This window comes from Pedobacter rhodius (assembly GCF_027213645.1).
In the GTDB taxonomy this organism is placed as follows: domain Bacteria; phylum Bacteroidota; class Bacteroidia; order Sphingobacteriales; family Sphingobacteriaceae; genus Pedobacter; species Pedobacter rhodius.
On record NZ_JAPWGL010000002.1, the window covers coordinates 426,015 to 441,350 of the forward strand.

At 35.2% G+C, this 15,336-nt stretch carries 17 protein-coding genes; 8 read left to right on the top strand and 9 right to left on the bottom strand.

From position 1 onward, the window contains the following. Nucleotide 1: 1 nt before the first annotated feature. The 3 genes from O0931_RS07345 to O0931_RS07355 all read left to right on the top strand — a co-directional run bounded on the left by O0931_RS07345 (nucleotide 2) and on the right by O0931_RS07355 (nucleotide 3,030). Nucleotides 2-469: a GNAT family N-acetyltransferase gene (locus O0931_RS07345; protein ID WP_269414913.1), complete on the top strand. Its 468-nt coding sequence runs from the start codon at nucleotides 2-4 to the stop codon at nucleotides 467-469. A 3-nt stretch (nucleotides 470-472) separates the two neighbouring features. After that, on the top strand, nucleotides 473-1,738 hold the full coding sequence (locus O0931_RS07350) for an aspartate kinase (RefSeq protein ID WP_269414914.1): 1,266 nt from the start codon (nucleotides 473-475) through the stop codon (nucleotides 1,736-1,738). Between the two features lie 107 nt (nucleotides 1,739-1,845). After that, a complete protein-coding gene (locus O0931_RS07355; protein WP_269414915.1) occupies nucleotides 1,846-3,030 on the top strand; it encodes a class I SAM-dependent methyltransferase in 1,185 nt (394 codons plus the stop codon). Between the two features lie 94 nt (nucleotides 3,031-3,124). Here O0931_RS07355 and O0931_RS07360 read toward each other — a convergent pair whose 3' ends face one another. From O0931_RS07360 to O0931_RS07375, 4 genes are all read right to left on the bottom strand, one after another. Beyond that, the gene (locus tag O0931_RS07360) at nucleotides 3,125-3,322 is read right to left on the bottom strand and encodes a cold-shock protein (protein WP_269414916.1); all 198 of its coding nucleotides are present in this window, start codon (nucleotides 3,320-3,322) and stop codon (nucleotides 3,125-3,127) included. Nucleotides 3,323-3,527: 205 nt separating this feature from the next. Then, a complete protein-coding gene (locus O0931_RS07365) occupies nucleotides 3,528-4,163 on the bottom strand; it encodes a peroxiredoxin (protein ID WP_269414917.1) in 636 nt (211 codons plus the stop codon). A 164-nt stretch (nucleotides 4,164-4,327) separates the two neighbouring features. Then, on the bottom strand, nucleotides 4,328-5,422 hold the full coding sequence (locus O0931_RS07370) for a serine protease (RefSeq protein WP_269414918.1): 1,095 nt from the start codon (nucleotides 5,420-5,422) through the stop codon (nucleotides 4,328-4,330). A 5-nt stretch (nucleotides 5,423-5,427) separates the two neighbouring features. After that, on the bottom strand, nucleotides 5,428-5,994 hold the full coding sequence (locus O0931_RS07375; protein ID WP_269414919.1) for an RNA polymerase sigma factor: 567 nt from the start codon (nucleotides 5,992-5,994) through the stop codon (nucleotides 5,428-5,430). Nucleotides 5,995-6,193: 199 nt separating this feature from the next. Here O0931_RS07375 and O0931_RS07380 point away from each other — a divergent pair, with 199 nt between their 5' ends. From O0931_RS07380 to O0931_RS07400, 5 genes are all read left to right on the top strand, one after another. Next, nucleotides 6,194-6,412, top strand: a complete 219-nt coding sequence (locus O0931_RS07380) for a hypothetical protein (protein ID WP_269414920.1) — start codon at nucleotides 6,194-6,196, stop codon at nucleotides 6,410-6,412. A gap of 134 nt (nucleotides 6,413-6,546) precedes the next feature. Beyond that, complete coding sequence (locus O0931_RS07385) at nucleotides 6,547-6,765, top strand: hypothetical protein (RefSeq protein WP_269414921.1); 219 nt, start codon at nucleotides 6,547-6,549, stop codon at nucleotides 6,763-6,765. Between the two features lie 138 nt (nucleotides 6,766-6,903). Next, a complete protein-coding gene (locus O0931_RS07390; protein WP_269414922.1) occupies nucleotides 6,904-7,101 on the top strand; it encodes a hypothetical protein in 198 nt (65 codons plus the stop codon). A 132-nt stretch (nucleotides 7,102-7,233) separates the two neighbouring features. After that, a complete protein-coding gene (gene purB, locus O0931_RS07395; protein WP_269414923.1) occupies nucleotides 7,234-8,580 on the top strand; it encodes an adenylosuccinate lyase in 1,347 nt (448 codons plus the stop codon). A gap of 86 nt (nucleotides 8,581-8,666) precedes the next feature. Then, the gene (locus O0931_RS07400) at nucleotides 8,667-9,218 is read left to right on the top strand and encodes a NifU family protein (RefSeq protein WP_269414924.1); all 552 of its coding nucleotides are present in this window, start codon (nucleotides 8,667-8,669) and stop codon (nucleotides 9,216-9,218) included. A gap of 246 nt (nucleotides 9,219-9,464) precedes the next feature. Here the strand turns inward: O0931_RS07400 and O0931_RS07405 are convergent, their stop codons facing one another. The 5 genes from O0931_RS07405 to O0931_RS07425 form a co-directional block, all read right to left on the bottom strand. Beyond that, nucleotides 9,465-10,256, bottom strand: coding sequence for an inositol monophosphatase family protein (locus tag O0931_RS07405; RefSeq protein ID WP_269414925.1), 792 nt, complete (start codon nucleotides 10,254-10,256; stop codon nucleotides 9,465-9,467). A gap of 56 nt (nucleotides 10,257-10,312) precedes the next feature. After that, entirely contained in the window at nucleotides 10,313-11,461 is a 1,149-nt protein-coding gene (locus O0931_RS07410) for a prolipoprotein diacylglyceryl transferase (RefSeq protein ID WP_269414926.1), read from the bottom strand. A gap of 240 nt (nucleotides 11,462-11,701) precedes the next feature. Then, on the bottom strand, nucleotides 11,702-13,024 hold the full coding sequence (mtaB, locus tag O0931_RS07415; protein WP_269414927.1) for a tRNA (N(6)-L-threonylcarbamoyladenosine(37)-C(2))-methylthiotransferase MtaB: 1,323 nt from the start codon (nucleotides 13,022-13,024) through the stop codon (nucleotides 11,702-11,704). Nucleotides 13,025-13,144: 120 nt separating this feature from the next. Beyond that, nucleotides 13,145-13,711 (bottom strand): UbiX family flavin prenyltransferase, encoded by a 567-nt coding sequence (locus tag O0931_RS07420; protein ID WP_269414928.1) that lies wholly within the window; start codon nucleotides 13,709-13,711, stop codon nucleotides 13,145-13,147. A 647-nt stretch (nucleotides 13,712-14,358) separates the two neighbouring features. Continuing rightward, nucleotides 14,359-15,231 (bottom strand): OmpA family protein, encoded by an 873-nt coding sequence (locus tag O0931_RS07425; RefSeq protein WP_269414929.1) that lies wholly within the window; start codon nucleotides 15,229-15,231, stop codon nucleotides 14,359-14,361. Nucleotides 15,232-15,336: the final 105 nt, after the last annotated feature.

Consider the following 15,336-nt stretch of genomic DNA (forward strand, 5'->3'; position numbering starts at 1 on the left):
CATGAACTTAAATATAAGAACTGCAGTTGCCGATGACTGCCAGCGACTATTAGAACTAATCAACGAATTAGCTGTTTACGAACGCGCCCCCCACGAAGTAACGGTAACACTTGATCATTTTATTGAAGCAGGTTTTGGCTTAAACCCCGTTTGGAAAGCTTTCGTAGCAGAAGTAGACGGTTCGATTGTTGGCTTTGCACTCTATTATACCCGTTACTCTACCTGGAAAGGCTGCCGCTTATACCTCGAAGATTTCATCGTTACCGAAGCATACAGAGGAAAGGGAATTGGAAAATTACTATTCGAAAAAGTAATCGAAGAAACTAAAAACGGCAATTATAGCGGAATGGTTTGGCAGGTATTAGACTGGAATGCGCCGGCCATCAATTTTTACAACAAATATAATGCTCAACTGGAAGAAGGCTGGTTAAACGCCTCTTTCTCTACAGAACAAGTAAAGGCATTTTAAATTATGGATATTTTTAAATTCGGTGGTGCTTCGGTTAAAGATGCTGATGGGGTAAGAAACCTCGCCAATATTGTTCGCGATTATAAAAAAGGCGAATTGCTTATCGTAATCTCGGCAATGGGTAAAATAACCAATAAGCTCGAAGAATTAACAGCTGCCTATCTTTCACAGAATGATAATGCACACACCATTTTTGATGAGGTTAAGCATTTCCATTTTAATATTATAGAAGAACTTTTTAAAGGAAAAACCAACCCGGTTTATGATGATGTAGCCAACACATTTGTAGAAATTGATTGGTTGATTGAAGATGAACCCGATAATGATCAGGATTATATTTACGATCAGATTGTTTCCATCGGTGAAGTCGTTTCAACAAAAATTGTTGCTGCCTGGTTAAATGAAACCAATAACAACACGCTATGGGTCGATGCCAGGAATTACATCCAAACAGATAATACCTATCGTGAAGGAAAGGTAGACTGGGCTAAAACAAATCAGATTATTCAAAAAGATTTGCTGCCTTTAATGCAAAAAAATATAATTGTTACGCAAGGCTTTATCGGTGGAACCAGTGAAAATTATACCACAACTTTAGGCAGGGAAGGTTCTGATTATTCGGCAGCAATTTTTGCGTCCTGTTTAAACGCAGCAGCTTTAACCATTTGGAAGGATGTTCCCGGGGTATTAAATGCCGACCCAAAATGGTTCGATGAAACCGAAAAAATCCCGCAGCTATCTTATCACGACGCGATTGAGCTCACCTACTATGGTGCAACGGTTATTCACCCGAAAACCATCAAACCTCTTCAAAACAAAGGAATACCACTTTTTGTCCGTTCATTTATACAACCGGAAGGCAGCGGAACGGCCATCACAAAAGATAATAACCCTTTACCTGTTCCATCTTTTATTTTCAAAATAAATCAGGCCCTTATTTCAATTTTCCCGAAAGACTACTCTTTTATAATTGAAGAAAACCTGAGTAATATCTTTGAACTTTTCCACCAACACAAAATCAAAATTAATACCATGCTGAATTCTGCAATTAGTTTTTCAGTTAGTGTGGATGATAATGAAGAGAAGATTGCAAAATTAATTGAAGCGCTGTCAACACAATTTAATGTTAAATATAACAAAGGTTTGGAACTGGTAACCATTCGTTATTACAACCAGCAAACAATCGATCGGGTTGCGACAGATAAAGATATATTGCTTGAAGTTAAAAGCAGGCACACCTGCCAGATGGTGATGAAGGATAAAGTATAATTTTTCAACTCATCGTCATTGCGAGGCACGAAGCAATCCTACAACGTTAGCTATGTCCCATACGCTAAGATTGCTTAGTACCTCATCGTGGCGGACAAAAGTATACGATGAACAATAAAATTTTAGAAAAGGCAGTTCAGGATTACATTGCTTTACATTTAAATACGGATGTAAATCAAATTGCTTTAGCTAAAAGTCCATTTAGCAGCCTGAGTGCTTCAGAATTGGCAAATCAAATCACTTCAAAAAAGAAATCTGAGAAAAAGTTACCTACATGGTTTAATACGCAAGGAATTTATTATCCGCCTGCACTTTCCATCGAACAAACATCCTCTGAGATTACCGCTAAGTACAAATCGAAACTGGCCAAGGGCAATTCACTAATTGATTTAACCGGCGGCTTTGGTATCGACACTTATTATTTCGCCGGAAAAATAAGTCTGGTAACACATTGCGAAATAAACCCTGAGCTGTCAAAAATAGCAGCGTATAATGCAAGGGTTTTAAAGGCAAATAATATTGAATTTAAACCGGTTGATGGAATTGAATTACTGAAAAACACAACCGACAAATTTGATACGATTTATGTCGACCCGGCCAGAAGAGCGGAAAAAGGCAAAGTTTTTTTGCTTAAAGATTGTACACCTGATGTGGTAAATAATCTCGATTTACTGATCTCAAAGGCAGATAGAATAATCATTAAAACAGCCCCATTACTGGATATTTCAGCAGGATTACAGGAGCTAAACCATGTAAGTGAAATTCATGTGGTAAGCGTGAAAAATGAATGTAAAGAATTATTATGGGTAATTGACAGGGATTATACAGAAACGCCAAAGATTATTGCGGTAACTTTAAATCACGAAGAAAAGAAATTTAGCTTTAAGAAAGAATCTGAAAATAAACATGTTAGCTTTACAGATACCATTAATGCAGGAATGTATTTATATGAACCGGATACGGCCTTGCTAAAAACAGGCGCTTTTAACTTAATCGGGCAACACTATCATCTGTCAAAGCTTCACCCACAAACTCAACTGTATACATCAGGTATTATTCAAAATAAATTTCCCGGACGAATTTTTGAAATTAAAGAAATATTATCAACCGGCGATATGAAAAAACAAAAATCTCTGACTGGAAATGTCATTGTCAGAAATTATCCGGCCAAACCGGAAGATCTGATGAAAAAATATAAGATTAAACCTGATAAAGTCGATTTTTTAATTTTTACCAAGAAAAACAAAGGGGAAAATATAATTATTAAAGCATCAATAATTCAATATTACTAAAAAGAGGCTGTCTCATAAACTCCGGTTGTCAAAGAATAAATTGACTTATGACACAGCCTCTTTACTTAAGCATTTACAATTTATAAAATATCGCTTAAACTTTCTTCACATTTACAGCTTGCAGACCTTTTCTACCTTCTGCAACTTCGAATTCTACCTGATCGTTCTCTTTCAAACTATCAATCCCACCTAAAACGTCTTTAAAATGCACAAATAAATCTTTATTGTCTTCCTGAACAATAAAACCAAAGCCTTTTTGAGTATTAAACCATTTAACTTTTCCGTTAGCCATAAAAAAAATAAAAAATTGTATAAAAAATAAAACCCTTATCGTTCTGCTTCTAAATTTTCTACAACTAATTGGAATTAAATTAATAAAACAACCAGAATAAGCGTTAATACGGAAACAAAACTACCAAATATAATAATTTACAGATATAATGCAATCGAATTCAAGCGAAGTTATCCTAAATTATATAGTTGAGTGTTTAAATATTTCACTTGTTTGGCTGAGGTGTTGTACGCAAATATGGTTTAATAACTTTATGTCCTTTTGGAAACTTTGCCGGTATATCTTCTGTCTTTATACTATTTACCACAATAACATCTTCGCCATCCTGCCAGTCTGCCGGCGTGGCAACGCTATAATTCGCCGTTAATTGAAGGGAATCGATTACCCTCAAAACCTCGTTAAAGTTTCGGCCTGTAGAAGCCGGGTAAGTAATAATTAACTTAACCTTTTTATCCGGACTGATAACAAATAAAGATCGAACCGTTAAGGTTTCGGATGCATTTGGATGAATCATATCGTAAAGATTTGCCACGGTTTTATCGGGGTCGGCAATTATTGGAAATTCAACAGTTGTATGTTGAGTTTCGTTAATATCATTAATCCAGCCTTTATGTGATTCAGCAGAATCTACACTAATGGCCAGAACCTTAACATTACGCTTTTCAAATTCACTTTTTAATGCTGCCGTACGACCTAATTCTGTTGTACAAACCGGTGTATAATCTGCAGGGTGTGAAAATAATACACCCCAGCTATCGCCGAGGTAATCGTAGAAATCAATTTCACCTATAGATGTATTTGCCTGGAAATTTGGTGCAGTGTCGCCTAATCTTATACTCATAATATTAATTTTATTTAAGTTGATTTAAACAAAGCTAATAAATAGTATATTAAATATATAGACTTAATATAATTTTTAGACATCCAAATTATAAAAGCATAAAAAAAACCCTGAAGGGTTTAACCAGCAAGGTTTTAGTATATTAATTTGTTTGGGAGAATTAATTAGTAAACTTTAATCATGAAAACATAATCCTGCAATTTCTCTATCTGCTGTGTACGTTTTAATCCTGATAATAAGCTCTTTTTATTCGCTACAAGTTTCTTACCTAAAGAATCCTGGGGAATCGCACGCATCGCCTCTAATATATATTTTGATTTTATAGCAAATGCTGCACCTTCAGTTTGATCAGGTTTGCCGCTAATGATACCCACAAGATTGCCATTATTATCTAACAGCGGACCGCCACTGTTTCCCGGGTTTACCGGAATGGCCACCTGGTATTGAGTTGTATCACCAATAAAGCCATTTTTAGAACTTACATAGCCTTCGCCCAGTACCGCATCATCTTTTGGATAACCAAGTGTATAAACATTTTCGCCTATACTGCTGCTGCTTCTTTTAATGGTATAAGGTAAAGAGGATAAATAAGAAAAGTTTTTATCACTGACTTTTAAAATTGCCATGTCATATTGTGTATCCGTATAAACGGCTTTAACCTTAAAAGATTCGCCTTTACTATTCTGTACATAGATAGAATCAGCGCCATTTATAACATGTAAATTTGTTAAGATGTAACCATTCGTTGAAATCGCAAAACCAGTTCCACCGTATCGACCAGGGTTTCCGGCTTTATTAGGAACGGTATTATTATTTGTATTAATCTTCCTGATTAAATTATTCTGAGTTTTTATTGCGTTGGTTACCTGATTGCTTAATTGTACATATTTATCTGTCTGTTGGCTATTATGCTGTATTGAATAAATAGAAACAAAAGATAAAACAATAAATGAAGCGGCAACGGCAATGGCAGATTTGTGTTTACGCCACAATTGAACAATGCGGGATGGATGAGGTGCAACTTGCGCAACAAGGCTATCTACATCAATTTCTGAATGAATACTATCCAATTGCTCTTTTAAAAGCAATTGTTGTGCATATTCTTCCATTGTATGCAAAAACACTTTGTGTGAAACAACTTTATGATCTACAGCTGCATCACTACGACGCAACTGCTCAAAAGCCTCCGTTTCCTGTGGATTAAGTTTACCTAGAAGATAATCTTCAATAATTGCATCTAACTCTAAATCGTTTCTCATTTCAATTAATGTTGAAAAAATATTTTCTTTAACCGCTGCAGGCACTTATACTTCTGTGTTTTTGCATTATCAGTATTGGTATAACCAAACTTTTCGCAAATATCCTGCATGGATAAATTATGTATGTAAAAATCCTGAATAATGGTTTTGCAAGGTTCACCCAGGTGTTCTAAAGCAGATTGCATTTTCACAAAAGCTGCATCTTTTTCTTCATGATGCTCTACATCTTCCTCAACTTCAAACACATCTTCATAATCGGTTATGTTTCCTGTCTTTTTGCTATTTTGAGTTAATTTTTTTAACCAAATTCGACGACAAACCGAATAAATGTATGTTTTCAGCTTACTGCTAAGTTCAAAATCTCCTTGCTTAACCTTATTATATAATACAATAATTGCCTCCTGATAAACATCTTTTGCATCGTCTTCATCGCCATTATTATTGAGGATAAATTGCAAAACCATTGCAAAATGTGTCTTATATAACTTGTTAAGTGTATCTCCGGAGTTATTTAAGATGCCTAAAATAAACTCCCTATCTGTTGTAACTGAACTCTTTAAACCGTTATTCACCAATTAATACTTTTTTCTGTAAATAGTAACCCAATATTAGATAAAAAAATTAATAGCTACTAACAAGCATTAATACACACCATATAAAAGGGTAACCCAATCGAAAAAAAATATTTTCACTTTTTTAAAAATTATCGGGTTACCTTTTTACCTTTGCGGCATTAATGATAAATTAATTAATACTTAAAAAATTCAAAAAATGAAAAATGCATTCAAATTAGGCTTTTTAGCTTTAGCTTTATCTTTATCAGTAGCAGCTTGTAACTCAGAAAAAAAAGCTGACGGTGCTGATACTACAGCAACTGATTCTACTACTGTAGTTACTGATACAACTGCAAAAGATACTACAGTAACTGATTCAACTGTAAAAGATACTACAGTTAAAACTACTACTGAGAAAACTGAAGTTAAACACTAGTTTACCTTTACTCATAATAAAAAAGGCTTCGGGATATCCCGAAGCCTTTTTTATTATTTTTATTTTTTTGGGTTACCTTTTTTAAAATATGGTATAAACAGTAATTAATCACTTAAAACAAAAAAAACTCGAATATGAAAAATGCATTCAAATTAGGCTTTTTAGCTATGGCTTTATCTTTATCAGTAGCAGCTTGTAATTCAGAAAAAAAAGAAGGTGGCGCTGATACAACAGTAACTGATTCTTCTACAATTATTACAGATACAACTGCAGTTGATACTACCGTTAAAGATTCTACAGTTAAAGACACTACAGTTAAAGCAACAACTGAAAAAACTGAGGTTAAACACTAGTTTTTCACGTTTAATTCATACTAAAAGACTTTAAATTTTATTTAAAGTCTTTTTTTTGTTAAAATGGGTTACCTTTTTAATATAATTGCATTAATTAGTAATTAATTAATTAAAAACCACAACAAAAAACAAAACAAAATGAAAAATGCATTCAAATTAGGCTTTTTAGCTTTAGCTTTATCTTTATCAGTAGTTGCTTGTTCAGAAAAAAAAGCAGAAGGTGCTGATTCTACAGCAGTAGATTCAACAGTTGTTGATACAACAGTAAAAGATACTTCTAAAATGGATACTTCCAAAATGGACACAACTAAAATGGATACAACTAAAAAAATGTAGTCTGATTTTACTTAATAAAAATGGCCCTTGCTTTCGCAGGGGCCATTTTTATTTTGGGTAATCTTTCTACCGCTTTTAGTCCTTGAAATCCATCAATTGTAGTAAATTTGCGACAAAATTATATTCCGCATAATGAACTTAACATCACTACAAGCTATTTCACCAGTTGATGGTCGTTACAGAAAAACAACCGAAGGTTTAGCCGCTTACTTTTCAGAAGAGGCTTTGATAAAATATCGTGTTTTTGTAGAAATAGAATACTTTATCGCCCTTTGCGAAATTAATTTGCCTGGTCTGGAAAAGTTCGATAAAAACCTTTTTGCTGAGTTGAGAAAAATTCATCAGCATTTTTCAGAAGCTGATGCACTGGAAATTAAGGAAACAGAGAAAGTAACCAACCATGATGTTAAAGCTGTTGAATATTTTATAAAAAGCAAATTCGATGCTTTAGCTCTTAACGATTATAAGGAATTCATTCACTTTGGGCTAACATCGCAAGATATAAATAATACAGCCATCCCCTATTCAATAAAGCTGGCTTTAAATGAAAGTTACTATCCGGCAGTTGCCTCATTAATCGAAAAAATTAATGCATTGGCTGTTGAATGGGCAGAAATTCCTATGCTGGCACATACGCATGGCCAGCCAGCCTCTCCAACCAAATTGGGCAAGGAGTTTTTAGTATTTGCCGAACGACTTAGTATCCAGTTGGAAAGTTTGAAAGCGATTCCGAACAGTGCAAAATTTGGGGGTGCAACAGGAAATTTCAATGCGCATCACATCGCCTATCCCCAGGTTAACTGGGTTGATTTTTCTAATAAATTTGTGAATGAAACTTTAGGCTTAACAAGGGCACAACATACCACTCAAATTGAACATTACGACCAGTTTGCCGCACAATGCGATGCATTGAAACGCATTAACAACATCATTATCGATTTAGACAGAGATATCTGGACTTACATCTCTAAAAATTATTTCAAACAGAAAATTAAGGCAGGGGAAATCGGTTCTTCGGCAATGCCACACAAGGTTAACCCGATTGATTTTGAAAATGCGGAAGGAAATGCAGGAATTGCCAATGCATTATTTGAGTTTTTTGCAGCTAAACTTCCTATTTCCCGTTTACAAAGAGATTTAACCGACTCTACAGTTTTGAGAAATGTTGGTGTTCCATTTGGTCATACTTTAATCGCGATAAATGCTACATTACGTGGTTTAAATAAAATTTTATTAAACGAAGCAGCTTTACATGCAGATTTAGATGATAACTGGGCGGTTGTTGCAGAAGCCATTCAAACGGTATTGCGACGGGAAAATTATCCAAACCCGTATGAGGCCTTAAAAGAGCTAACAAGAACGAATTCAAAAATCAATGCAGCAAGCATTGCTGAATTTATTGAGGGTTTGGCGGTTTCTGAATCCATCAAAGTCCAGTTAAGAACCATTACCCCATTTAACTACACCGGCGTTTTTTAGTCAATTAAATTGACGCTAAACAGACAGCCTGTAAAAGCTTTATTAATCAGTATTTGTTAATTTTGTTTATTCTAATTGATTAAGACATGACCATTAACGTATATACAGAACAAACGCCTAACCCGGCAACCATGAAATTCATGGTTAATAAGTTATTAATTAACGGAAGTGAAGATTTTGCGACAAAAGAAAGTGCGGAACATTCACCTTTCGCTAAAGAGCTATTCAAATTTAATTTTGTTTCGGGAGTGTTTTTCGCCAGTAATTTCGTTACGATTACCAAAACCGATGACACTGACTGGGCGGACGTTGAAGCTATTTTAAAAGAATTTGTAAAAGGCGCCGTTGAATCTGAATTAAAAATTAAAGAAGCAACAGCCGAGGAAGCACCTGCTTTTGAAGGTTCGGAAACTGAAATTAAGATTCAGCAAATTTTGCACGATTATGTTCGTCCTGCTGTTGAACAAGATGGCGGTGCTATAACTTATAAATCTTTTGATGAAGGCGTAGTAACTGTGGAACTTCGTGGTTCTTGCAGTGGCTGCCCATCGTCTACCATTACATTAAAATCAGGCATTCAGAATTTATTACAAAGAATGGTTCCTGAAGTTACTGAAGTCGTTTCGGAAGCTTTGTAATTTTACATTTTAAAATAAATAGCCCGCTCATCAGCGGGCTATTTTTGTATTATGTCGATTTATTTTTTTGTGGATGATGTAATTTTGTTCTCCCGCAGATTACAGGGATTAGGCAGAATCATCTTTACTGATCAAGCCTTATAACCACGAAATTCCAGTATTAAGCTTTTTAAGATTCACGCCTGCGCGAGAATGACGACTTTTGAATTAGCAACTATGCGATACCGATCTACAGAGAAAGCAAAATCAGTTGAAATGCCTCTTGATCGCTTCCAGCATTTCATTCGTTAATTTGCCGTTTGTCGCCAGGATTTCCCTTTTTGTAAAATAATCATTTCCGCCTGAGAAATCGAAAACTGCTCCCCCGGCTTGCTGAACAATGAAACAGCCTGCAGCAAAATCCCATTGCTGTAGGTTATATTCAAAAAAAGCATCGAAGCGGCCACAAGCGGTATAAACTAAATCTATTGCGGCTGCACCAATGCGACGAACGCCATGACTTTTCTGCATCATTTCTTCCAATAATTTTAAATATTGGGGTTGTTTATCAAACTGATAGTATGGAAAACCCGTAGCCAATAAACTCGATTTAAGATCCGGATTTACAGAAACCTGAATTTCCTTTTTATTTAGAAAAGCTTTACCGCCTTTGTAAGCATAAAACATTTCACCCCGGTTTAACTCGTAAACAATGCCCAAAACCGGTAATCCGTCTTCATAAAGCGCGACACTAATGCCGTATGCAGGGATTCCATGAATAAAATTGGTTGTGCCATCTAGCGGATCAATTATCCATGTGTAAGTTTTACCTGCCCTGTTAATGGTTTTTTCTTCGGTAATAAAACCTGCATCAGGGATTAACTTTTCCAGGTTTTGAACCAGTTTCTGTTCTGCAGTTTTATCCACATAGGAAACCATATCATTTAAACCCTTGTACTCAATTTTATTTGCATCGAATTGCATGGCTTCTTTACGGATAAAATTTCCGGTAAGCTTTACAATTGAAATGACTTTATTACACAGTAATTCGTAATTCATGGTTGATTAACAACAAACCATTCAGGTTGTTGAGGTTAAATGATATAATTTGAAAATTAAGCGAGTTTGTTTTTATTTCTAAGCGCATAAAAGCTTAAAGCAATACCACCAATAACAAGGAATGTAGAAATCATTTCTGCCTGCGTAAATGATAAACCAAAAACATGGTATTTGGAGTTCACACGAATTAATTCAATGCAGAAACGTTCCAAGCCATTTAATATCATATAAATACCAAACATTAAACCCGGAGCTTTTATTTTGTCTCTTATACTCCAGAGAAATGCAAACAAAATCAAGCAAACGATTACCTCGTAAAGCGGCGTGGGATAAACGCCCTGAGCAAGTTCATTACAGAATTTACCCGAACAATTAGGAATGGGAATACCTTCGCCAACTACATTATTTGGATATTTATAAGACCATAGCCAATCTGGTAACCACGAAAAGGGTTTAGGATTGGGATTTACAATTCCCCAATCGCCATCACCAGATAAATGACAACCGATTCTACCTACTGCATAGGCTAACATCATGCCCGGGCCTCCTACATCAAGCATGTGTAAAGGCTTTATTCCATTTTTCTTCGCGATGTAAAGTACCGCAGCACCACCACAAATCAGGCCGCCATAAAAAGTAAAACCACCGGCAGAGAATATTCTATCAATCGGATGTTGCACAAAGTCGTCCCAATACTCTAAACCATCGAAAACCTTTGCGCCCAAAAAACCACAAATAGCTGCCCAAACCACCAGGTTACTCATAATCTGGTAAGGATGAACCGTTACTTCAACCTCTTTAGGTTTAGCTAATTTTACCTTGTTTTTCTCCTTGTAATCCCAATAGGCAAATAATCCGGCAAAAAATAACCCTCCGATAACATTCCCTTTAGCGGAAAGTAAAATAAGTTCGATATTATCTGCAGCCAGCTGATAATTGGTTATCAGGTAAACAAGCTTATAACCTATAATGAAGCCGAACAAGCCGTTTAGAACAAGCTCGCCGGTTGTAGCAGGTAAACCTACCATTACTTTTTTCTTCAAAGAATGTAGCACACCTAAAGCTTCTTTTCGTTTCAATTCCTGCGAAAATGCCCAGTAACCGGCAACAAATGCCAGCGCCACAAATAAGCCAAAAGTTTTAAATGGAAGCGGTAGGTTAATACCAAAAAGATATTCTAAAAAATGTGAAACGGTAGGAAACATACAAATAATTTGAAGCGAAGATAGTAAAGAAAGCGGAAAGACTAAAGACCAAAGCGGAAAGACTAAGAACCAAAGCGGAAAGACCAAAGAATAAAGCAAAAAGACTAAGGATCAAAGTGGAAAGCTGAAAGGTTAAAGCGGAAAGCTCTAAGACCAAAGCGGAAAGGCTAACGGCTAAAAGTTTACGATATGTAATAATCGAATACTCAAATCTTGATACCTGATACTTATTACTTGATACTAATGATGCGCATAAACTGTTTCAAGTTCAGCAACTTCAACCTCACCATCGGCGGTTAATTCTAAAAGTTTAACACCTTTTAATTCGTTTACCATGATTGGGTCGTATTTAGCGCGAACTTTAACATAGTTTTTAGTAAAGCCATGCATGTAACCCATTTTTTGGTCAGCTTCAAAAAGCACTTCAGCTTCGCTGCCAATTTGAGACTGATAAAAAGCCCTACGTTTTTTATCAGATAAAATATGGAGCATTTTACTACGCTCATTACGTTCGCTGCCGGCAACAACGCCTTTCATTTCCGCAGCAGCGGTTAATTCGCGTTCCGAATACGTAAATACGTGTAAATAAGAAATATCAAGTTGATTTAAGAATTGATAAGTATCTAAAAAATCTTCTTTTGTTTCGCCCGGGAAGCCAACAATAACGTCGACACCAATGCAACAGTTAGGCATTACTTCTTTAATTTTGGCCACACGCTCTACATATAAATCTCTCCGGTAACGTCGACGCATTAAGCCTAATATTTTATCAGAACCGGATTGTAAGGGAATGTGAAAATGTGGTACAAACCGTTTAGAAGTTGATACAAACTCAATAATCTCGTTACTTAAAAGATTAGGTTCTATAGAAGAAATTCTGATTCTTTCAATACCATCCACTTCATCAAGCGCCTTAACCAAATCGAAAAACTTATCTTCCCTTTGGCCATTGCGTATACCGAAATCACCCAGATTTACGCCTGTTAAAACGATTTCTTTAACACCGCTATCGGCAATCATTTTTGCACGATTAACAACATTTTCAATGGTATCGCTGCGACTGGCACCACGGGCTAAAGGAATAGTGCAATAGGTACATGGGTAATCGCAGCCATCCTGTACTTTTAAAAAGGTACGGGTTCTATCGCCAATCGAGTAAGAAGCGATAAAATTATGATTTACTTTTTCTATATTCTGCTGATGAACAACCGCTTTAGAATTTTTCGTTAAATCGGATATATATTCAACGATCCTGAATTTTTCAGCAGCACCCAAAACCATGTCAACACCTTCTATTTCGGAAATTTCCTGAGGTTTCAACTGTGCATAGCAACCAACAATCGTAACATATGCATTTGGAGAATATTTTAAAGCTTCTTTAACTACCTTACGGCATTTTTTATCGGCATGGTCGGTAACTGAACAGGTATTAATAACATATACATCAGCTGCATCCTGAAAATCAACAACAGCATAACCTGCATCGGTAAATAAACGACCAATTGTTGATGTCTCGGAAAAGTTTAACTTACAACCTAATGTATAAAATGCGACCTTTTTCATTTAGCCTGCAAAGATAGCAAAATAAGTTTTCAGTTAGCAATTTTCAATTCCCGCTAGGTTTGGAATTTGTCAATTTTCAATTAGTAACTAATTACAAACTGAAAACTGTTAATTGATACCTTACTTCTCCTGCCAGCGATAACTTTCTTGTTCGAAACCTGCGAGGTCTAAAACGCGGTTTACAACCGTTTCCGCAACTTCTTCTATTGTTTCAGGCAAACTATAAAAAGACGGATTTGCAGGACAGATGATTCCTCCGGCTTCAGCTATAATTTTCATGTTATTAATGTGAATTAAACTAAAAGGCGTATCCCGAACAACCGCAATTAGTTTTCTTCGTTCTTTCAGCACAACATCTGCAGCCCTGGAAATTAAATCGTTAGAGATACCATGGGCTATTCTGCCTAAAGTACCCATAGAACAAGGCATAATTATCATTGTATCATATTTGGCGGAACCAGATGCAAAGGGCGCATTGAAATCATTTTTGTTATAAAATGTGAAATTGTAATCGCTGTAACTTTGATTACCGAGTTCAAACCGCCAAACTTCTTTGGCATTATCACTCATTACTATTCCAACTGCTTCAGTCTGTTCATTTAGGTTTGTTAGCTTATCGAACAAAACTTTTGCATAAACTGAACCACTGGCACCCGTAACTGCTATTACTACTTTTTTCTTACCCATTATGAAAACAAAAATAAGGTTTATAAACTATATGAAACAAAAAAGGGCCGAATACAAGTATTCGACCCTACATCTACCTATGAAAAACATACCCTCGAAAGGGTAAGAACAAATATATATAATTTTTTAAAAAAAGATCATTCTGAGATGTTAAATTGTACATAATACACAATTATTTTCACCATCAAAACACAACCTATTGATTATTAATTAATTAAAATATTTAAAGGTAAAACTTTTTTATATCGAAGGCGTGTATATTACACTAAGTGATGCAAAATTGACTTTAAAATATTTATTTGGTGTATTTTTTAAAATACTATATTCAATAATAAATATTACGTTTATTTGAGTTTGTTTTACTATTTATTGAAATTAACCATAATATCGTTATTAGTTTTACAATTTAGAATAACAATATTGATACTAATTAAATATTTTTTAAGCCTAAATGTTTCCAACCGTTAACAGAAGAACTGTTTAAAGAAATAACAAATTATTTGTACATTTTTATCTTGAAGATTTATTGTGCGGGGTTTTGATAGGTATATAAACATGCTCTAAAATTACAGTCTGTATTTGCAATTTTATCAAGCAAAAAAAAAAGCCCCAACATAAGTTGAGGCGCTCACTTTATTTAATGAAAATTATTGTTTCGGCGCTGCCGGTGTTTCAGGCGCTTTACCTATTAATTCCATAAACTGGTCTAATTTCGGAGTGATAATAATTTGCGTACGTCTGTTTTTAGATTTTCCGGCAGGTGTACTGTTATCAGCCACAGGATTAAACTCTCCTCTACCGCCGGCCGTTAATCTTTTAGGATCCACTGCGTATTTGGTTTGCAAAACCTGAACCACTGAAGACGCCCGTAAAGCGCTTAAATCCCAGTTGTTTCTAATGTTTGTTTGCGCAATTGGAACGTTATCTGTATTACCTTCAATCAGCACATCATAAGTATCGTAATCTTTAATAATTTTAGCAATCTTGCTCAAAGTTTCTCCAGCTTTATCAGATACTTCATAACTTCCTGATTTATAAAGCATATTATCAGCCAGTGATATATACACTACGCCTTTTAAAACCTGTACATCAACATCCCCCAATTCTTCTCTGCTCAGTGAACGTGTTAAATTATTAGTTAACACCATATTAAGTGAATCACTTTTGTTTTTAGCATTTATCAGCTGTTTGATGTATTTATTTGAACTGTTAATCTCGTCTACCAATTTCGAGATATTAACATTTCCCTGGTTACTGGAATTCAAACATTTTGTCAGCGCATCCTGTAATGCAACCGCATTTGCCTTTTCTGATGCAATTTGTTCCTCTAAACTTTTAACCCTGCTATTTGCACCGGTTAATTCTCTTTGACTATCCTGGTATTTATTACTAAGTTCCTGGTTACGTTCCCGGAGCTTATCAAATGTAGCTTGTAGTTCAGTATATTTTTTGTTACTAACACATCCTGACAGGATTATGATTGCAAGAAGCGTTATAGGAATTGATTTGTAAATTTTCATAACTTCTTATTTAATTTTAAGATTATATTTTATATGATCATTTACAACAACCGATCCCTTTTAAAGTTTTGATCTAAAATTTAAGCTTTATTAACTTTTAATCAG